The organism is Natronorubrum daqingense, from assembly GCF_001971705.1.
Classification (GTDB): domain Archaea; phylum Halobacteriota; class Halobacteria; order Halobacteriales; family Natrialbaceae; genus Natronorubrum; species Natronorubrum daqingense.
Map to the genome: position 1 here is coordinate 1416327 of NZ_CP019327.1, position 20209 is coordinate 1436535.

The 20209-nt window shown below is 58.1% G+C and carries 12 protein-coding genes and 1 tRNA gene; 4 read left to right on the plus strand and 9 right to left on the minus strand.

Annotated features, from left to right (window positions below):
* Positions 1–5: 5 nt before the first annotated feature.
* Positions 6–1805, minus strand: a complete 1800-nt coding sequence (locus BB347_RS06985; protein ID WP_076582258.1) for an NAD(+)/NADH kinase — start codon at positions 1803–1805, stop codon at positions 6–8.
* Between the two features lie 103 nt (positions 1806–1908).
* Positions 1909–2085, minus strand: a complete 177-nt coding sequence (locus BB347_RS19275) for a DUF7838 family putative zinc beta-ribbon protein (RefSeq protein ID WP_168170937.1) — start codon at positions 2083–2085, stop codon at positions 1909–1911.
* A 157-nt stretch (positions 2086–2242) separates the two neighbouring features.
* On the opposite strand from BB347_RS19275, the gene BB347_RS06990 reads away from it, so the two are divergent.
* The 3 genes from BB347_RS06990 to BB347_RS07000 all read left to right on the plus strand — a co-directional run bounded on the left by BB347_RS06990 (position 2243) and on the right by BB347_RS07000 (position 7140).
* Entirely contained in the window at positions 2243–2776 is a 534-nt protein-coding gene (locus BB347_RS06990) for a cob(I)yrinic acid a,c-diamide adenosyltransferase (protein WP_076582260.1), read from the plus strand.
* Between the two features lie 98 nt (positions 2777–2874).
* Positions 2875–2949: transfer RNA gene (locus tag BB347_RS06995), tRNA-Val, on the plus strand.
* A gap of 390 nt (positions 2950–3339) precedes the next feature.
* Positions 3340–7140, plus strand: coding sequence for a helicase-related protein (locus BB347_RS07000; RefSeq protein ID WP_076582261.1), 3801 nt, complete (start codon positions 3340–3342; stop codon positions 7138–7140).
* A 280-nt stretch (positions 7141–7420) separates the two neighbouring features.
* On the opposite strand, the gene BB347_RS07005 is transcribed toward BB347_RS07000, so the two are convergent.
* Positions 7421–8332 (minus strand): DUF4268 domain-containing protein, encoded by a 912-nt coding sequence (locus tag BB347_RS07005; protein WP_076582263.1) that lies wholly within the window; start codon positions 8330–8332, stop codon positions 7421–7423.
* A 153-nt stretch (positions 8333–8485) separates the two neighbouring features.
* On the opposite strand from BB347_RS07005, the gene BB347_RS07010 reads away from it, so the two are divergent.
* Complete coding sequence (locus BB347_RS07010) at positions 8486–10276, plus strand: homing endonuclease associated repeat-containing protein (protein ID WP_077202631.1); 1791 nt, start codon at positions 8486–8488, stop codon at positions 10274–10276.
* A 19-nt stretch (positions 10277–10295) separates the two neighbouring features.
* Here the strand turns inward: BB347_RS07010 and BB347_RS07015 are convergent, their stop codons facing one another.
* The 6 genes from BB347_RS07015 to BB347_RS07040 form a co-directional block, all read right to left on the minus strand.
* A complete protein-coding gene (locus tag BB347_RS07015; protein WP_076582268.1) occupies positions 10296–10859 on the minus strand; it encodes a hypothetical protein in 564 nt (187 codons plus the stop codon).
* A 9-nt stretch (positions 10860–10868) separates the two neighbouring features.
* Complete coding sequence (locus BB347_RS07020; protein WP_076582270.1) at positions 10869–14495, minus strand: Eco57I restriction-modification methylase domain-containing protein; 3627 nt, start codon at positions 14493–14495, stop codon at positions 10869–10871.
* 1017 nt (positions 14496–15512) lie between these two features.
* Entirely contained in the window at positions 15513–16535 is a 1023-nt protein-coding gene (locus BB347_RS07025) for a hypothetical protein (RefSeq protein WP_076582514.1), read from the minus strand.
* Positions 16536–16749: 214 nt separating this feature from the next.
* Complete coding sequence (locus BB347_RS07030) at positions 16750–17580, minus strand: prenyltransferase (protein WP_076582272.1); 831 nt, start codon at positions 17578–17580, stop codon at positions 16750–16752.
* Positions 17577–19103, minus strand: a complete 1527-nt coding sequence (locus tag BB347_RS07035; protein WP_076582273.1) for a phytoene desaturase family protein — start codon at positions 19101–19103, stop codon at positions 17577–17579. The genes BB347_RS07030 and BB347_RS07035 overlap by 4 nt, the downstream gene beginning before the upstream one ends.
* Positions 19100–20167, minus strand: a complete 1068-nt coding sequence (locus BB347_RS07040; RefSeq protein ID WP_076582275.1) for a phytoene/squalene synthase family protein — start codon at positions 20165–20167, stop codon at positions 19100–19102. Before BB347_RS07040 ends, BB347_RS07035 begins: the two co-directional genes overlap by 4 nt.
* Positions 20168–20209: the final 42 nt, after the last annotated feature.

Below are 20209 nucleotides of genomic sequence, written 5' to 3' on the forward strand. Positions count from 1 at the left end.
CTACGCTATCGCGACGATTGTGACCGCGAAGACGACTGCAATCCGTCGCCGAGGTGCTCGAGCAACGCGGGGTGTAAGGAACCGTTCGAACCGAGCAGTGCCGCCCTGGCTTCAGTGTCGAAGTCGAACTCGAACCGTTCGCCCGACTGGTCAGTTATCGTCGCGCCCGCCTCTCGAGCGATGACGAGACCGGCGGCGATATCCCACGGATAGGTGTCGTGCTCCCAGACGGCGTCCGCGCTGGCGCTCGCGAGGTAACAGAGGTTGAGCGCCGCGGAGCCGAGTCGCCGGACGCCGCGCGATTCCTGGTAAAAGTGGGAAAGAAAGCTCCCATCGGGGTCGTATCCCGAAATGAGCATGCTCTCGTCGAGGCGGTCGCGGTCGGTCGTCTCGATCGGGTCGCCGTCTCGCCAGGCACCTTGGCCGGCGATACCGGTAAAGAGTTCGTCGGTCTCCGGGACGTAGACGACGCCCAGAACTGGCCTATCGTGGTCTATCAGTGCGACCGAAATCGAGTAGTTTGGATTCCCGTGCGCGAAGTTTCCGGTGCCGTCGAGCGGGTCGACGACCCACGTGTAGTTCGAGTCGCCACTTCGGTCGCGGGTCCCCTCCTCTGAAAAGAGACCGTGCTCTGGAAACTCGTTGTCGATGACCGTCGAGATAATTCGATCCGCCTGATGGTCGGCTTCGGTGGCAATATCCGATTTGTCCGTCTTGTGGTCGATCGACTCGACCTGTCCGTGGAGTTCGCGCAGGGGTTCGCCGGCAGCCTGCGCCGCTTCCGTCGCGACCGTGAGCGCGCGTTCGACGGTCCCGGCGGCCTCGTCGGAGCGGCTGCCATCACCGGCGGCCGAGTCGTGCCGAGCGCGGATCGACGTTCGACTCGAGTCAGTCGCGTCGATCGGCGGGGACGTCGCTGCTGGAGCCTCGCGTTTTTTGTCGCGGGGGACGTCCGCGTCTCGGACATCCCAGCCGAGTTTCTTCGTAATCGCAGTGAAAAAGTGATCGTCGTAGCTGGTTCTGACGACGTGTGCGAGTGTGTCCGCCCCCGTGACGACCACCTCGTCGCCGACCTCGAGAAGTGTCTGTGCGCGTCCGCCGTCGACGAGCAGGTTCGCACCCCCCCGTGAGATAATTCGCAACTCCGTCTCGGGGGAGACGACGATCGGCCGGACGCCCAGTTTGTGGGTGTGGAGGGGGACGAGTTGGAGCGTGTGGTTGTTCACCGGATAGTGGACGGGTCCGTTCGCAGAGAGCGAGATGCCAGTCGAACCGGTCGGCGTCGAGACGGCGAGTCCGGTCCCCTCGAACTCGCCGACGTACTCGTCGTCCGCGTAGACGTCCAGACGAGTCACTTTTCGATCGATCGGATCGTCGGGCGGGACCTGCTGGATCATCACGTCGTTGATCCCCGTCGCCTCGACGCCCGGCGCATTCACGTACACCTGCTGGCGGCTGTCGACTGCGGCTCGACCCCGAAGGACCTCCTCGAGTGCGTCCTCGAGGTCTTCGGGTTCGACTCGAGCCAGAAACGCGAGCGTCCCCGTGTTGACGCCTAACTGTGGAATCTTCCGCGGGGCGAACGTCTTGATGCCCTCGAGAAAGGTGCCATCGCCGCCGAGCGTCACGCCGAGGGTCGCGCGGCTCTCGTCGTAGACGTCTCCGATGTCGTCTCCGACGTCGACCGTCGTCAGTTCGATCCCGCTTTGCTCCGTCCACGCGGTGAGCGTCTCGAGGGGCTCGTCGCTGTCGGGACTCACGATCGCGATGATCTCGTCCGTCGTCGCGAGCCTCCGTCCTTGCATACCTCACTTCACGAACAGGGGTCAGAAGTACGTTTGTACTGTTTCCCGTCGTCGGGGCGTCCACTCGGGTAGAAACGGGTCGGTTGGGGTGGGCGACCGGACCTTACGTCGCACTCGAGTCGACAGCCGTCCCGTTGTCGCCGATTCGCACGAAGCCGTAGTCGCAGTTCGGACAGTGCCACTTGACCTTCTCACCGAGGTGAACTTTCGTACTCGCCGCACGGTAGAAGGTCTGCTCTCCGTCACAGTCCGGACAGTAGTGATCGAGTTCCATGGCCATACGAGCGACTTGTGCACGACATCTGTTTAACGTACCGGTTGGGCACACTCTCCTCGTCGTGACAGGGGGCGCGGCGACCGGCTCGAGTAGGGTCGCCTGTGGTGGACTATTTGCCACCCCGACAGCAGTTAAGTGGCCCCCAGCCGTCGACTCGCGTATGTCTATTTACACCGGCCGCGGGGACGACGGACAGACCGATCTTCGTGACATGACCCGCGTCTCGAAGACCAGCGCACGCATCGAAGCCTACGGTACCGTCGACGAACTCAACGCGCTCATCGGAACGATTCGGCCCACCGGCTACGACGACATCGACGACCAATTGCGAACCGTCCAGAACCACCTCCACGTCGTTCAAGCTGACTTCGCGAACCCGGATCCCGACGAGGAGGACCCGGCCATCCGCACGGAACACATCGAAACCGTCGAAGACTGGATCGACGCTTCCGACGACGAACTCGAGCCACTCACCTCGTTCATCCTCCCGACCGGCAGCGAACACGGAGCGAAGCTCCACCACGCCAGAACGGTCTGTCGACGCGCCGAACGCCGCGCCGTCGCACTCGCCAGCGAGGAGGAGATCAACGAGCAGGCCGTCCAGTACCTGAACCGACTCTCCGACGGCCTGTTCACGTTCGGGCGAGTCGTCAACGCTCGAGACGAGACACCCGAGGAGTCGCCGGAGTATTGAGCGTGGACTCGCGGGGAGCGGTGGTGGGCTCGAGGGTGAGCCGTTCGCTGGCCGCTGAAAGGAAGTCTTAAGTTTGACCCAGCGATATAATCGGCTGCGGGTTGGTGATCTAGTCCGGTTATGATACCTCCTTCACACGGAGGAAGTCGGCAGTTCAAATCTGCCCCAACCCATTTCTCGAGCGACAACCGACGAGGAGCGGCGCGACGAGTCCGTCGCTCGAGAAATGGAAACGGGTAGATTTGAACTAGACGAGCCGCGCGCAGCGAAGCGAGCACGTCTCGGCGGAGTTCAAATCTGCCCCAACCCACTCGGAGTTAGAACGGTTCCTACCGATTTACGAACGGGGTCGTTAGTTCCCATTTCGTTAGTATTCGCCATGTTCTCTAATTCGTGATGACAGTCCGATTGTACACTTCGTTCGAACCACGAATGTAGCCAGACGCCATCTGGATTCCGGATAAGGAAACTCGTCATTTTGTGAGAATGTAGCGCTCGCATCTACCACACATTGAGTTTGCGGAATGTTTTATCGGGTTGGGGTTTAGAGAGAGTAGCAGCAAATGCTCTCGCTGGATCCGATCGTCGACAATACTGATTCGACACTCGAGGAGACGTACAGGAAGGTCGTCCCATTGAGTGAAGAGATCCGTATTTCGACAGGCTACTTCTACCTGTCCGGCTTCGATCTGGTTTCGGAGGACCTCGACCAGTTAGCCGATCCCGAGACGCTCGGCCGCTCACCGATGCGGGTTCTGATGGGACGAAAGACGGACCGCCGGACTGCTTCGGAGATCGAGGAAGGATTCTCGTTACGCGAGCAGTTCAGAGAAGAACTCCAGGAGGACATCGAGGGCCTAAACCGCGCTCAAATCGAACGTCTCGATCGGCTTCGGGACTTCATCGCGAACGACCTCATCGACGTCCGAGTGCGAGTCCCGGAAGATGGCTACTTCCACGCGAAGGGTGCGTGTTTCAGAGCGCCACCAGATTCCGAACGGGCGAAGGACCACGAAGAGGACAAACGCGGAGCGGTAACCATCGTCGGATCCTCGAATTTTTCAGCAAGCGGGCAGCGAAGGAACGTCGAGTTGAACATGACGAGTCAGGATCGACGGGAGGCGGAAGCGTTCGAGGAGTGGTATGACAACCAGTGGGCAAACGCCGAGGAGTTCAGCGAGGACATCGTCGAGGTCATCGAGACCAGTGACAAGTACCAAGAGTGGCGAGAGAAGCAGCGAGCCGAATCGGAAAGCGACCAGGACGAAGGCGAACTCGGGACCTATCTCGAGCCCTTCGAACTCTACAAGCTCCTCGCGTACGACGAACTCGGCGGAAACGTCAGCAGCCGAGACAGTCCGCTCTATCACTTTCAGCGGCTCGGGTACGAGAGCGCGAAAGAGAAGCTCTCCACGTACAACGGCTGTATCATCAGCGACAGTGTCGGTCTTGGGAAGTCGTTCATCGGTTCGGAACTCCTCTACGACTACCGACACCGAGGAGACAGCTGTCTCCTGATCGTTCCCGCGAACCTCACGGATCAGTGGGAACATCTGCTCCAGAACGAAACAGACGAGGACGGCGACCCGTTCTTCGGTCTCGAGGTCGACGGCGCGCACCTCGAGGTCATCAGTATATCCGACTTCCAGAACCGATCGTACGAGGAGGTGCAGAAACTGCGCGAGGCGTTCGACGTGGTACTTATCGACGAGGCCCACCGCTTTCGGAACTCCGGCAAATGGCGGCCGAATCCGAGCCACGACGACGATTACAAGGGAACGCGCAGACACGCCAACCTCCGGCAGCTCCGTGGCAAGACGATGATCATGCTGACAGCGACCCCGATCAACAACTCCGCGACGGACCTGCGGAACCTCATCAGCCTGTTCACAAGCAAAGAGGAGTTGCGAAACAAGTCCAGTCTCGACTTCGACGCGTTCGCTGAGTACATCGATCTCGCCGACCAGCGAAAGCGAATCGTCGCCGGGAACGAGGAGGCCGACGAGGAGACGGAACGTCGAATCACCGAGCAACTGCAACGCCGCGCGCTCGAAATATCGGACATCCTAAACGAAGTGATGGTCCTTCGGACGCGAAAACACGTCAAGGACGAGGTTCAGGACGGTGAAGAGTTCGAGATGAGTTTCGAGCCGCCGAGACTCTCCAAGGAAGAGTACTCGCTGCCCACTGCCTACCAGCCCATCTATCGAATGCTTCCGGACGTGATGGACGCGCTTCACCTCCCACACATCACGATCAAGAACCCGCAAGGCGGGAGCACGCTGAAGGCGCTGTACAAGCTCAACCTGCTCAAGCGACTCGAGTCCTCGACGTACGCGTTCGTCCAGTCCCTCGAGACGCTACACGAGAGCGAACGTCGGCTCCTCGGCCTGCTCGACGGCCTTCCCGAGGACGAGGACATCGACGCACTCCGGTCCCTGCAGGAGGAAGAGAACGCCTCTACGCTCGAGGACTTCGTCGAAGGCAAAGACGCCGCGACGGATCTCGAGGAGACCCTAGAGGAGTTCGGATTCGACACGGGCGTCGTTCGGGCCGGCGAAACCGACGCGCCGGACGAACTGGCCGACGCAACCGTCCGAGAGGTGAAGCGATACATTCGAGAGGACCTGACGCTGCTCGCGTACTTCCTGTCGCAGTTCATCGGCGACGTCGCCCACGACGCTGGCGACGTCAGCGATCACGCCGTCGAAACCAGAAGCTGGCTACACGAGCACGGCGCCGGAACGCTTCCAGAAGTGCCCGAAGAGGAACGGGATCCGGTCTTGTACCCGGACAACGACCTTAGTAACGTCGACGGAGCGACCCGCGAGTTCTACGAGTCGGTCTTCAGCCTGCGCAAGTTTCGGGATCCGAAGATCGATCGGCTCGCCGAGATCCTCGGCGCGTACGACAAGAAGACCCTCGTCTTCACCCAGTACCGGGGGACCGCGGAGTACGTCCATCGAGCGCTCCGAGAGGACCCCGAGTCGCCGCTCACCGACGCGAACAGCGCGGTCGTGAAAGGCGGCGACGAGAACAAGCGAGCGGTCGTCAAGCGGTTCGCACCCGAGGCGTCCGGCTACCAACAGACGCTCGCAGAATCCGACGAGAGCGAACTCCAGTACGTTGTCGCGACGGACACGTTGAGCGAGGGCGTGAACCTCCAAGACGTTAATGTGGTCGTGAACTACGACCTACCGTGGAATCCGATGCGAATCGTCCAGCGCGTCGGCCGAGTCGATCGAATCGGGAGTACCGCGGAGAAGTACGTCCACAACTTCTACCCCGACGGAGACATCGAAGCGGCGATCAAATTGCTGGAACGACTGCAGGCGAAGATCAACGATATCGCCCTTATCGTCGGAAAGGAGAACAACATCCTCGATCCGAACGAGGACCAGATCCTCGAGCAGGCGGGCGTCGAAACGCAGAAAACGATCGGCGAACTCGAGGTCGAGGAGATCGAGCGCTCGCTCAGAGAGTCTCGCGACGTCGAGGACATCAACGAGCTCGATGACACGAGCGTTAACCCGCTGCTGCGCAACGCGGGCAGCGACGAACAGGGGGCGTTCCAACGGTTCCGCCTCAAACACGAACTGAACGAAGAGTTCGGGCTCTCGACGGACGACTTCGAGTTCGCCGAGGAGTACTTCGACTCACCGGTTGGTGAGCGGGGATTCCTGTATACGAACGCGGTCGATCACGAGCGAGGACCGCGACCAGGTGTGTTCGGACTCGCGCACCTTTGGTTCGACGAGGAGGACGACGCGCCACTCGGACGGGTACGGAGGGCCTTCTACTACAAACCATTCGGCGACGACGTGAAGGAACGACCCGTCCGGATGCTCGGGTTGACGCCGGCGGTGGACGGGGACCCGATCACCGACGAAGATCGAACCGACCGCGTACTCACAGACCGAGGACAGATCGAGGACGTCGTCGATGCCCGCCTCGAGGAGATTCGCGACAGCCAGGTCGAAGGAGCGTACCTCCAAGGTGGTCAGCACTCGAAGGAACAAGAGACCCTCATCAGCTTCTGCCAGCAGTACGTCGAGCCGAGACGGGGTGACGATCCGGATCCGAGCGGAGAGTACGACACTATCGAGGATCGCTCTCGCGAACTTCGCGGCCGACTGAGCGACGTCGGTCTCAAAAATACCGACGAGGACCGCGTACTCCGCGAAAAGTTCCGCGACGACGCCGAGTACGACGCACTCACCGAGTGGCCCGTCGAGGAGTTTCTGGGGACGCTCGAGGCGTTTCTCGAGGAGTACGTCGACGGATCGACCGAGTATCAGGATACGCTCGTCGGCGAGAGCGAAGTTCGCGCTCGATTGGTGTGCTGGGGCGTCATCGGATCGTAGTTCGATCAACTGGAAAGTCGATAACGATTCGTTCGGAGGGGGAGATCAGTTCGATCTCGTTTCGTCGTTACACACCACTCACAGATCGACTCCCTCAGATATATTTGCCAGTCGTCGCCGAGTGGTGATGACTCGAAGAGCGATGCAAGCGCGTCGCCAGTAACATTGACGACTATATGGTAGCCCCGTGGATTCGGACTTTCAGATTACCGATTGAGTCGACAGCTATGCCGCCGCGAGTGGACTTCTTACCCGACCGGATAGTTGGACGGAGACGTGCTCAGCTAACGCGACTTGCGAATACGTCCCTGAATCGCTCCCCCATCTCGAGGAACCAATCGACGTACTCCACCCACCGTTCGTCGTCGCCGAGGTCAGCGTCTCGCTTGACCATCACGATGCCGTCTTTTCGCTCTTCGTCCGGGGGGAGCCACTCGGCGGCTTGCCCGAGCTCATCGTCGATAGTTTCGCGCTCCGCTTCGAGGGAATCGTAAATCGCGTCGTCCTTGACGACGATTCGCGTGTCGATCCAGTCGTCGCGAACGTGGAGCCAGAACCGCATCTTCACGTCCTGGGTTCCCACGGGCTGGCCGTACCAGCTGCTCTTCGAAGGCTTCCGGGCCGAGAGCGGCGTCTGCTGGGCCTGAATCTCGTTGCGCACCGTCGTCCAGAACTCGAGGCGAAGCGCCTGCGTCTCGGTGAGCTCATCGCTCTGTTTGAGCGAGTCTTTCCAGGCGCTCGGCTCCTCAATGGGGTTGAGTTTGACCGCGGGCGGCGAGTCCCCGATCTGCCACACCTCGAGCCTGATCGCGAAGAAGTCGACGCCCTCGCGCGTGTTGTCGTTGAGCCACTGGACCGCGTCGACGTGTTCGTCGTCGAAACTCTCGGCAACCCAGACGACGACGTCACCCTCGACGCCCGACGCGTAGGCGATCGACTTCCCTAGGTGGGCGTGATCGGAGCTCCGGAGCTGGTTCTCGACGACGACCTCGCGGTCGGTGTCCTCGTCTCGAGCTAGTAAGTCCAGTCGGTACTTTCCGACCCACCGTTCGGTGTCGACGACTTCGAGGTTGAGCCCGAGGACATCCTCCAAGTGGTCGACGTTCTCGGCGAGCCAGGGGGTGAAGTCGGCCTCCTCGTCCGGCCAGTGGTCAGTCAAATCGCGTTGCTCGAGATCACCAAATCCGCTCATTGGATCCTCATCTCGAGCGCACTATATAGAAAGCTGCTACTTAGAGGACGAAATGAGAGTGACGCTTCCCTGAGAACCGGCGAGTATCTGCGATATCGTGAGTGCTTCCTCTCTAGCCAAGTTTATTATGACTAGATAACACTCGTAACTGTAATGGACACAATACCCACGAAGGAACGTTTGATTGAAGATCTACAGTCATTTGCGGAGGAAGTAGACGGCGTTCCGACTGTTCGTGGAATGAGAAATGACGGTCCACATTCTCCTCATCATTACAAACAAGAGTTCGGGACGTGGCACGACGCGTTACGAGCGGCAGATATTCAGCCGACTCACGGAGTGACACCGGATGTTGATCGGGACGCGCTAGTAACTGAACTACAGAAAGTTAACGAAATAACAGAACGCCCACCACGACGTGCTGACATCGATGAACACGGCCAATACCCGTATACACTCTACGACGAAGAGTTCGAGTCGTACATTCGCGCCCTCGAGGAAGCCGAGATAGACCCTGACGAGAAACAGTACCGATTTAGTTCGGTAGAAACGCCCGAAGAAAAGCAAGGATCCGCGAACATCGAAAAGTTACGGAGCAACGGACCAACCCCTTCCTCCGAGTTACCACAGGGACGGAGTACTAAAGATCGTCAGCTCGGGGTATGGAAGTTCGATATGAACTCCGGATCTACACAACCTGCAGATGCCATGTATTATATACACGAGGAACACCCACCCGAGTTGGTTCTTCGTCGGTTCTTCCAACACAATCTCCACGTACTGGAATACCGTGATGCCCACGGAATCAAGATGGCGATCAAGGACCACCAACCATCGTGGAAAGAAATTGGACGGAGGATCGTCGACGAACTGTTAGAAGAGGGAGCTACTCCAAGCGCTGAGTTTCAGAATCTGGTCGTGATACGGACTCACGACGATAGTGTACTGAATTACTGCTTCGATAGTTCCGTTTCTACGGTAGTCGACGTGGATGAACTCCCCGTCACAGCGGGAGGCCAGACTGGTACCAGACCGGTCTGGGGCTTCCCTCGAGAAACCCAGGATTTGTGGCGAACCCTGTCCGAACGTGATGGGTTGATATTCAGTACACAAGCAGGCACCCTCACTCACTACGTTCCAATCGTCGAAAAACTCGAGAATACCGACGTTATGACCGAGTTGTGGGTCGAATACGAAAACGGGGTACGAAGCAACGGGATAGATCGGCCGTGGCCGTACCTGGTGATTGGTGGGGAGGTACAGGAGATCGATATCCAGGTGGAAGTTCTCCTCGAAGAGATCGGGTCGGAACGAACTGATGAGCCGATACAGTGGTTGGATGAAGAGGCGCTAAAGCCGTTTGTAAACACGTACGGGGACTTCGAGTCGTACGCGCGTCATTGTGAGTCTTCGGAGTCGGAAACTCCCAGCTCGCCAAACAGCACTGTCGACGATCGCTCTTCGCCTCAAGACGTAATAGACTCCCTGTTCCAGATCACTCCGAAAGACATTCCTCGAACTGAATCGAACTCCAGTCTCGGAGAGATAAATCACGGAACGCTCGAAGCCGCGTTCAGACGTGGGATACGCAACATCTATCAGAAGTGTTCCATCTGTGGCGATCTGCTCGAGTCTCCCGATGGAAGCCCGGATTTAGAAGCTGCACGTATCCTCCCGAAGGAACACGATGGACCAGCCGTACTCCAAAACGGACTTGGACTTTGTTCTCGCCATCACTGGGCGTTCACCAATGGATGGTTCGAGATCGACACGGATTACGAAATCCGCCTTCGAGAGTACCCTGAGCTACAGGGCTACGACGAGTTGAAGCAGTATGACGGCACGTACCTACACGTGCCTACGGACGGATCACTCCAACCACATTCTCACTACATCCGGCAACGAAACCAAATCGGTACTACCACTACGACACGCAGTGAGTGAGGCGTTCAGGCAGTACGAACTATCGTAACTGCTCTGTGATCTGCAAGAACCGGAACGCCGGCTCGCCGTAGGCTTTCGTCTCGTCGGCCGCGAGCGTCCGAAGCTCGTTGACGCACTCGGTGTACGTCTCGTTGATCACGAACTCGATGGACTCGCCGTGCTCAGCTTGGAACTCGCTGGACAGCACCTCGAGCCCGTCGGTTAGAATCCCGTCGACGACGTAGGGTGCCCAGAGCTGGAAGACGTACTCGTCGGCATCGTCGAATACCCTGGTCACGTAGCCGTGGTCGGATCGGAACTTCGTTTCGAGCTTCTCGAGGGAGTACTGGTAGCTCTCGTTTCCGAAACTGGACCAGTTGTCGGTGTCGGGCGTTCCGGAGTACAACTTCCCGTTCAGGTGGGTGACTACCTCGCAGGCGTAGACGGTCTGGGTGCCATCGCTCGAGTCGATCGCGACGACGTCGATCTCCATCTGCTCGCCGTCCTCCTTCGACCTCGAGTTGTAGCTGACGACCTCGGCGTCGGTGACGACTTTGTGGTACGCGCCGACGATGAGTTCGCCGATCTGGGCGTTTGAAACCATTCGTCTCGATTACTCCATCGGCCCTGCTTCGTCGAGTTCGTCGTATTTCTCGAGCACCATGTCGAAATAGGCCTCGTCCATCAGCCGGGGGTTCTCGACGCGGTGGAAGTCCTCGAGTACGAACGCCGTGTCCTCGCGCTCGAGGCCGTAGGCGTGGAACGCCGCGGCGTCGATCTCGGCCTGGAGTGCCCGGCGCTCGGACGTCTCGGTCGCGGGGTCGATTCCGCCGAGTCGCTCGCGCATCTCGGCGAACGCCTCGCCGTAGCAGTTGAGGCGAGCGGCTCGAGCGGAGATGTAGTGGAACCAGTCGTCGCCGTCGGTGAGGCGGGGCATCTGGGACTCGAGGAATTTGTATTTGACAATATGGGTGTCGACCTTGGTCCGTATGAGAAAGTCGAAAGGAATACTGTTCAGTAACCCGAGATGGACAAACAGTTCTTTGTCAGTGAACTCCCGCTCATATGCATCATGAAGTGGGAAGTTTGACAAATTTTCCTCTGTAGGATTAATTCTAAATGGTTTGATAGTCTGGACAGTGTGAAGACACGTTATATCTGGTGGCAACACCGAAGCAACTAACGTACGTTCGTTAGTGGAATTCGTAATGTCTCGATATGCTATTCGGTAATCTGAACAGTCTAAGAGAATATCTTGTTCCTGAAGTTGCTTTCCTCGACGTTCTTCAAGTAAATCATTGACAAATTGGATCTGCGATTTACTGGTAGAAGGGCCGTCAAAGTTCTCGTAGATTGATTTCTTTAAGGAACCTTTATTGAATTTCTTCTCCCGGATACGATTCTTGGTACTGTTTTCGGGATCGTCTAAGCCCTGACTCCAGTATTGGGGCGGATTAAGATCATCTAAAAATGAATTATCATGATTGAACTGATAAAAATTCTCTCCGCTATATATTGGGTAGTCACCCTCATTCTTCGAATTAGTGAAGAGATGATTATCCGATGGTTCGTGCAATTCTTTCGTTAGAACATTCACCTCCCATTTATTCTTAATTTCTTCACCAAGTGACGGGTTGTTTAGGAGCTTTTCTAAAACATTTGCCTCTTTTTGAGATCTAATTCCTGGAAAGATTCTTGCCTCAGAGGAATAACTGGCTAAGACTTCTCTCGAAATATCAATTGACTTTTCCTCCAAAGAGTGGAGGATATCAGTGTCTTTCTGCGCAAAAATTCCGCTGATAACATCTGTTTGACCACTGTTCTTGAAAGTCATTATACCGAATCTGTACCGATCATCAATCTCCGCAAAAATACCTTTATTCACAAATCCAGCGATTGTTTCTAGAGTGGTGTTTTCGAGTAAATATTCCCGAAGCCCCTTGGCAATCGCCCCGGAAAGTACAAAGCCTGGAAGAATGAGGCTAACATGGCTAGTTGAAGAAGCGATTTGGAACACACGTTCAAGGAAGAGTGCTGAAAGATCATTTTCACTGGCGACCGTTCTTCCAGCAACTTTTGGAGACTGTAATTGATACTCTTGGCTGCTGTTGAAATATCTTGCTCGCTGTTCCAAATTCTCCTGATAGCTTTCCCACATATGGTTAATGTCGTTTTCTTCAAGTAGCATCTCTTGAATATCATCCTTTTTCTCAGCGCCGTATGTTCTGAATAGCTCGTCGTATTTCGAGAAGAAATCGTCTCGGTTGGGACTCAGTACGTCCCACGGCGGATTTCCGATCACCACGTCGAACCCACCATCCCGATACACGGGTGCGAACTCGAGCACCCAGTGGAACGGATGAAACTCCTCGAGATCCGCCAGATCCACGTCCTCGAGTCCGGCCTCGTGGAACTGCTCGAGCACCTTCTCGTCTAGCGTCTCGCTGTGGGTGTCGATCCGGGACTCGGCCAGCTTTCGGGCGTTGGTAGCCTCTTGGCCGCTCGTGGCGTCCTGGTGGCGCTCGATCGCGTCGATCACGTCGTCGTACAGTTCCTTGACGCTCGTACCGACGCCGCCGCCGTAGTTCGTCAGCGCGGCGTCGCCCTCCTCGTTCGCGACCTCTTGGACCTCCGTGAAGCCGATCAACGAGTTCCCCTGCCGAATGTTGAAATCGATGTTGGGCAACGGCTCGACTTCCCTGGGCTCGTCCTCAATGTCGGCGACCATCGAGAGCCACAACCGAAGCTTGCAGATTTCGACCGCCCCATCGTCAATGTCGACCCCATACAGATTATTGAGAATGATCTTGCGCTTGGCATACAGCGATTTGCCACCCTTGCCATCGCGAATCCGATCGAGTTCGTTTCTCGTTTGGTTCTCCCAAACCCGGCTCTCCGCTTCGAGTTGCTCGAAGTACTCGAGACACTGCAGGTAGACGTCCAGTAGGACGTCCTGGGCTGCGAGCAAGAATGCGCCGCTGCCGACCGCGGGATCGAGGACTCGAGTCTCCTGCAGGACGTCGAAGTACAGCGTCTCGACGTGGTCAGTCTGGACGCGCTCGGTGGGTGCCTGCTGGGTGATTGCACCTCCGTCCGCGATGGCCTCCCCCTCCGCCGCGGCGGCGTCGACCGCTGAGAGCCCGAACACCTCGTCGATCTCCTCGTACTCGGCGTCGACGGCCTCGTTCAGCTGATCGAGGAGGTATGGGTGGATCGAGCGCCGGGCCATGAACCCGGTAATTTCCTCGGGCGTGTAGTACGCGCCCATCTCCTTTTGGTTGACCGTCTGCTCGAAGATGTGACCCAGCACCGCGGGCGAGAGATTCTTCGGGTCGACGATGTCCAGGCGCTCGTCGACGTTCCAGTTCCAGTCCGAGAGGAACTCGAGGATCCGACCGAACAGCTCGTTCGTCTCCTCGGCAGTGCTGCCGAGTCTCGCCTCCGGGAACTCCTCCTCGATCGGATTCGTGCTGAACAGTCCGCCGTTGAGGTACGGGAGGTTGCCAAACTCGAGGCTCTGCTTCCCCTCCGCGAGCAGGTCGAAAAAGAGTGGATGGTAGAATTCGTCGTAGACATCGCCGCCCTCGTCAACGATCCGCTCGTGGTGCTCGTGGAGGTACTCCGGATCGCGATCGAGCAGACGCTTCTCCTGAATGAAGTAGAGGAAGATCATCCGGTCGAGCGTCACTTGGACGTATCGTTGCTTGGCGTCCCCGCGATCGTCCGGCACGTTCGCGACCTCTTGGACGAGATCCGTCCTGAGGGCCTCGAACTGCTCGTAGAACTCCTCGACGATACGCTGCGTGTCGTAGAGATCGCCGTAGATCGCCGCCGAGGAGCCGTACTCGATCTCGTTCAGCTTCTGGAGGATAGTGTTCCTCTCACCGCCTTCGCCGGTGAATTGCGACCTGCTGAACGAGAGTTTCTGGTGTTTGATCTGGCCGTGCTGTTGGCCGAAGGTTCGGATTCGGGTGAGAAAGGTGAACTTCTCGAAATCGTTCGTGGCAACGAGGTTAGTGTGGCGACGGTCGACGTCCTTCGGCTTGAAGTCGGTCGCCGACTCACCGAGACCGGCTTCGATTAACTCGATGAATTCGTCGTCCGCGAGTTGGAGCACGAGCGTGTTCTCGTCACCTAGGTTCGGTTTCGGTCGCAGTCCGCGTTTTTCGAACGAGTCGGCGATGTCCTCGAGAGAGTCCCAGCCCTCGATATCAGAGGCGGTAATCGGCCGGAGAGTCATACGGTGGTGGAGACACTCACTTCATATGAATGTAGGGAACCAGTGACTACGGCTGTTGGTCAAATGCCGTTTGACATCCATTGCTATCCCTTGAGCAATGTATTCAGGACAACAATATCACATTCAACACTGCGTTCATTTCTCTCGGGCCGAGACAGATTCACCTGGGCCGACGAACAAAATAAATTCGAATCTGAATGTTTCCTCGGTAATGGACTAGGTACGTTGGAATTGTCCGTACAACCACGGAGGAACGGCCGACCGAACAGCAGTTGAAGGACCTCCACGCTCGCCGACAAGCAGATACGTTCAATTCCGTTTTCGCTGTGGGACTGCACGAAGACGGGAGTAGGGCGGGCGTCTGCAGTCTTGGTGTAGAACACCTCGCCACCGTTCGAAACCTGAGTCCAGATCGAGTCGAACGAATTTGCAAGACTATTTTGACACGTCGGGTTCGGATGACGTCCGACGGTTCCTTCGACTACAGCGGTAGGATCTCAACGGCGGCCAACCCGACGACTATCCACAACAGAAGCACGGAAGCCATGATTCGTTGTATCTAAACCAGTTCGACAGGTCAAACAGCTTTGCGAAGGTGGTGACTGTGACGAGGCGATCCAAGAGTTCTCTATCGGAACCATGATGATGAGTCGCTCTCCGAAATCACGGGTACAGCAGAATTAGAGCAGGCAGTTAGAGGCGAGTATTGGGATTCTAGGTATACGGAAAGATTCCGAACTCCAGAGGGGTGGTCGTACGTGGCCGGGAACGAGGTGGTATGGTCTGGAAAGCTGAAAAATCGTCGAGAAAACCTCCAGATGGATTTCGTATCGGTAGTGATCTCTTCAGCACTGTCCAACGTAGCGAAGAAGAACCAGAATCTGCTGTCAATGAAGACGAATCCTCAAAAAGCGTATCAGTTGTGATTTCCACGTTAGTCAACCGCTCAAAATCACAGTATCTGGTATAACTCGGAGAGTAGTATTCCCTCTCAGCTACGGGCGTTCCACTAGGTGTTTATTTGTCTATAGAAAACTCGAGTTCCGAACACTCGTACGTGTAGCACTTGATTCCGTTCTCCGCACAGTGGTCTGCCAACTTCGACGGCCAGACGTCCGTCTCGTCGAAGTCACCCAGATATGCGACCGTGACTTTATCACTACTCTGACTGGTTTCACTCTCGACCACTACGGCCGTATTCGGATCGTCGTGGCTCGTCTTGATCACGCAGTCACCCGGTACGTAGGGGTTCGAAGCGAACTCGAGATTCTCGTGTTTGTACCGCCAAAGTTTGATATCGGTATCGACACAGTACGACGCGAGGATGGCGGGGTGATACTCTCGCCACTCTGCCGGCCCCTCGTCAAGCGAACTCGGGAACGCAACGCTAACGGCTTCTCCGTCCATCTCTTGGCCGTACGCACCGGTATTCTTCTCGGGAGGCATCACCTCGATAACGACGCCTACCGACGGCTCGTCGGTTCCAGCTTTCACGACACGATCACCCGGCTTAAACGGGTTCTCGGGCTTTTGATTCATGTGGGCTGTGTTCGGACCGAGGTCGATCAGTTCGTTCATCGGTCGGGCCGCTAGATGGTCGAGTTTCTCCGGTGACTCCCCCGAGTACGCCGCTTCGGACTCGACCTTCGACTTGAGCGTCTCGAGTCGCTCCCACCCGAGCAACATCAGGCTGTCTTCGTTGTCTCGGTGCCAGACCATCACGACGATATCGTCGTCTGGATCACGCTCTACGAGTGACTCCGGGAGGAATGCAGAGACGTCTCGCGACGACTTGACGTCAACCTTGTAGCCGAAGACCTCAAAGTCATGCCCCGAGAAACTTTCGGAGTTGCACCGTCTAATTGCCTCTTCGTTCTTCCACTCCCACATCTCGACTGGCAGATATTCACGACAGAACTGTTCGAATGCAAGCTCCCCCAAGTTCCCAATTCGTTTGACATCCAAGTCGTCGACACCTTGAATGACTGCCTGATGATGTGCCCGTTTGTGGTCGATTTCATTTGGCGTATATCGATACACCATGTTGATTTATAATCCAATAAAAATAAAATTTCGCGTTTTTAGATATGAGCGCACAAGAACCTGTTCGAGCCGTAGAAAATACTATCAGATAGAGTCTATCTAACCACACGTTAGCTGTTCGATCAGTGTACAACTCGATCTAGTTGGCACTACAACTTCTGATCACCGTCTTGCTGGAACCCATCTTATTTGTTTGATTCTGTTGGTTACCCTACCCACAAAGCAATGCCCACAATCCGCCGAGTGTGAACACCATGCCAATACTGGCGTTCACTGCCGGATACCACCAGTACGCTCGCTCGAGGTCCACCTCGCCCAGCGTGATTCCGGCGAGCAAAATCGGATACGCCAGCATCAACAGCCCGAGTCGATGGTCGAGGAGTGCGAACACGCCCGCAGCGAGTGCCCAGACCGAACCGCAGTAGACCGTCGCGAGGTGCCCACCGAGACGGGTTGCGGTGGTTTCGATGCCCGCCCTACGGTCGGGTTCGATGTCCGGGATGGCCGAGAACGTGTGCATGGCCATCGCCCAGAGCCATCCCCCGAGGAGTGCGAGGGCGGGCGGTGTCGTTCCGGCGACCGCGGCGTACGCTGTCGCACCGGGGAGGATATAGAGGCCGTTCGAGAGCGAGTCCAGGGGTGGACGGGTTTTGAGACGCAGCGGCGGCGCGCTGTAGGCCGCCCCGAGAACGAGGAACCCGAGAAGCCAGGGGGCAGCGACGGTCGGGGTGATCGCCAACAGCGCGAAGCCGAGTGCGAACGACAAGGTGACTGACCAGCGAGTCGCGGCGTCGCCACGGTAGCGTGATTCCCGGTCGGCTTTTTTCGGATTTTTGCGGTCGGCATCGGCGTCGAAAACGTCGTTGATACCGTAGAGGAAGAGATTCGCGGGGACCAGGAAGTACCCGAACAGGACGAGCACCGTAGGGGTGAACAGCCCACCAACCGACTCGGCGGCATAGACGGCACCCACGAGTACGGGACCGGCGAGGTAGAGCCAAAAACGTGGTCGTGATCGAACCAGAAGCGCTCGAGAAGTCATATCGTCGGTGTCTCGGTGGCAACGTCGGCGATGAGCGCGTCGGCGGTGTGTTGCCCGCTGATAAGACACATCGGCACGCCGATGCCGGGCGTCGTGTACGCGCCGGTGTAGTACAGCCCCTCGAGTGCGGACGAACGGTGACCCGGACGGAACGGCCCGGTTTGGCGGAGCGTGTGAGCGAGACCGAGCGCGCTCCCTTCGCGGGCGTTGTACCGAGTCGCGAAGTCGGAGATGCAAAACGATTCCTCGACGAGGAGACGGTCCCGAAGGGCCACGCCAGTGTTGGCCGCGATATCGTCGAGGAGGAAGTCGCGATAGGCGTCGCGGATCTCCTCGTCGTCCTCGAGACCGGGGGCGATGGGGACGAGCGCGAAGAGCGCGCTACAGCCGTCCGGAGCGACGGTGTCGTCGGTGACCGACGGCGCACAGAGATAGTACGCTGGGTCGTCGGGCCACTCCGGGTCGTCGAAAATGGTCCCGAAGTGGGGGTCCCAGTCGGTCGGGAGCACGAGGGTGTGGTGGGCGATGTCCTCGAGGTCGCCGGTGATGCCGAGGTAGAGCAAGAAGGCCGACGGTGCGTAGGTTCGAGCGTCCCAATACGCTTCGTCGTGTTGCCGAGATTCGGGTTCGAGGAGTGATTGTTCGGTGTGGGCGTAGTCGGCGTTACTGACGACGAAGTCGGCGTCGACGTGCCCGGCCGACGTCTCGAGGTTGAACCCAGTTTGCTGGGGCGCGATCTCTCGAACCTCGTATCCGGTTCGGAATTCGACGCCGAGTTCGGTGCAGAGGTCGACGATTCCGTCAACGACGGCTGCGATTCCCCCTCGTGGATAGTAGACGCCGACGTTGAAATCGACGTGGCTCATCAGGTTGTAAAGTGCGGGGGTGTTCGACGGCGACCCGCCGAGGAAGACGAGCGAGTACTGGACGACCTGCTGGAGTTTCGGGTGGTCGAAGTACGACGACACGTGATCGTCCATCGAGCCGAGCAAGCCGAGTCCGCGGGCGTTTTTCAGGACGTTCCAATCGACGTAGTCGCGAAACTGCGGCCGGTTCGTGTAGACGAAGTGTTCCATCCCGATGTCGTAGGTTTCCCTCGAGCGCTCGAGGTAGTCCTCGAGTGCGTCAGCGGCACCGTCCTCGTAGAATTCGAACGCGGCTTTGGTGGCCTCGACGTCTGGTGTGACGTCGAATCGATCGCCGTCTTTCCAGAAAATCCGGTAGTGGGGATCGAGTCGGTCGAGAGCGTAGTAATCGGCGGGTTCGCGCCCGAATGCGGCGAAGAATCGCTCGAAGACGTCGGGCATCATGTACCACGACGGGCCCATATCGAATCGGAACCCGGCGCGCTCGAGGACGCTCGCGCGGCCGCCGAGTTGGTCGTTCTTCTCGAGGACGGTGACGGACGCACCTGCCGCTGCGAGATGGGCGGCCGTCGAGAGCCCACCGAACCCGCTGCCGACGATGACGACGGAGTTTCCCTCGAGAGCGTTCGGTGGGGCCGACCACGGCTCCGTAGTCATTCTGACCTCGTTCCGAAGTAGGCTCGAATGCGACCGACGGTACGGCGGGCCGAGTGCATCGGTCGGGGGAAGTTCGATTCTGATTGCGTCGATCCCGCGTTCGTCACTTGCGTGGTCTCACCCCGGCTGCTCGAGTCGGAATCGGCTGCGTCAGGATCGCCCGGTGAAATCGCGCTGACAGCCTCGAAGACGGCCTCCGGGTCTCGTGTTCGTCGCCAGTGATACCACGTTCGGGCGGTGACGGCGAGTCGTCGGGGTCTCGAGAGCGACGGCCGACTCGAGAGCGTGTCGTACCCGTTCTGGCGGATGAGTCGGTGGTGTTCGGCGTACAGTACGGCGGCGAGGAGGACGCCGAACTGAACGTCTTCTGGGAGGTGGGGGATGCCGGCGACGCCGTTCCTGTAGAGCGATTCGGTGCGTTCGAGTTCGTCTTCGATCACCGCGGCGACGCCGTCGTCGAACCGAAGCGATTCGATATCGTCGACGGTGACGCCGTGACGGTGGAGGACCTCGCGAGGGAGGTAGATTCTGTCGTACTTCCGGACGTCCTCGCGAACGTCTCGAAGGAAGTTGGTCAACTGGAATCCTTCGGCGAGCGCGGCCGCCTGAGAGTGAGCGGCTGGGTCGAGATTGGCGGCGAAGACGTCGGTCAACAGGTACGCGACTGCGACCGAAGAGCCACGAAGGTAATCGTCGACGTCGTCGATCGTGTCGTATCTGGCTCGCTCGAGGTCCATCGCCATGGCGTCGAGGAATATCTCGATCTCACGATGATCCAGGTCGTGTTCGTTGCGGACGGCGGCGAATCCCTTCATCACGTCGCTCGTCGGATCGCGTTCGCCGAGCGCTTCGGCGCGAAGTGCCTCGAGTTCGCGGCGTTGTGCCGTCGTCGACTCCGGTTCGGGATCGTCGACGATTTCGTCCGCGACGCGAAAGAACGCGTACAGGACGTGGGTCGGGCCCCGCGTTCGCGCGGGGAGAAGCCGCGTCGCGAGGTGGAACGTTTTCCCGGTGCGTCGATGGATGGACTCCGCGGTAGCCCGGTGAGACGATGGCGTAGACATGGTGGTTGCGTACCCTCACGTAGCGACCCTCGATCCGTATCA

Bases quoted from the DNA above. Each gene is read 5' to 3' on its own strand.
- BB347_RS06985 (WP_076582258.1), bottom strand. From the start codon at position 1,805: ATGCAAGGACGGAGGCTCGCGACGACGGACGAGATCATCGCGATCGTG.
- BB347_RS19275 (WP_168170937.1), bottom strand. From the start codon at position 2,085: ATGGCCATGGAACTCGATCACTACTGTCCGGACTGTGACGGAGAGCAG.
- BB347_RS06990 (WP_076582260.1), top strand. From the start codon at position 2,243: ATGTCTATTTACACCGGCCGCGGGGACGACGGACAGACCGATCTTCGT.
- BB347_RS07000 (WP_076582261.1), top strand. From the start codon at position 3,340: ATGCTCTCGCTGGATCCGATCGTCGACAATACTGATTCGACACTCGAG.
- BB347_RS07005 (WP_076582263.1), bottom strand. From the start codon at position 8,332: ATGAGCGGATTTGGTGATCTCGAGCAACGCGATTTGACTGACCACTGG.
- BB347_RS07010 (WP_077202631.1), top strand. From the start codon at position 8,486: ATGGACACAATACCCACGAAGGAACGTTTGATTGAAGATCTACAGTCA.
- BB347_RS07015 (WP_076582268.1), bottom strand. From the start codon at position 10,859: ATGGTTTCAAACGCCCAGATCGGCGAACTCATCGTCGGCGCGTACCAC.
- BB347_RS07020 (WP_076582270.1), bottom strand. From the start codon at position 14,495: ATGACTCTCCGGCCGATTACCGCCTCTGATATCGAGGGCTGGGACTCT.
- BB347_RS07030 (WP_076582272.1), bottom strand. From the start codon at position 17,580: ATGACTTCTCGAGCGCTTCTGGTTCGATCACGACCACGTTTTTGGCTC.
- BB347_RS07035 (WP_076582273.1), bottom strand. From the start codon at position 19,103: ATGACTACGGAGCCGTGGTCGGCCCCACCGAACGCTCTCGAGGGAAAC.
- BB347_RS07040 (WP_076582275.1), bottom strand. From the start codon at position 20,167: ATGTCTACGCCATCGTCTCACCGGGCTACCGCGGAGTCCATCCATCGA.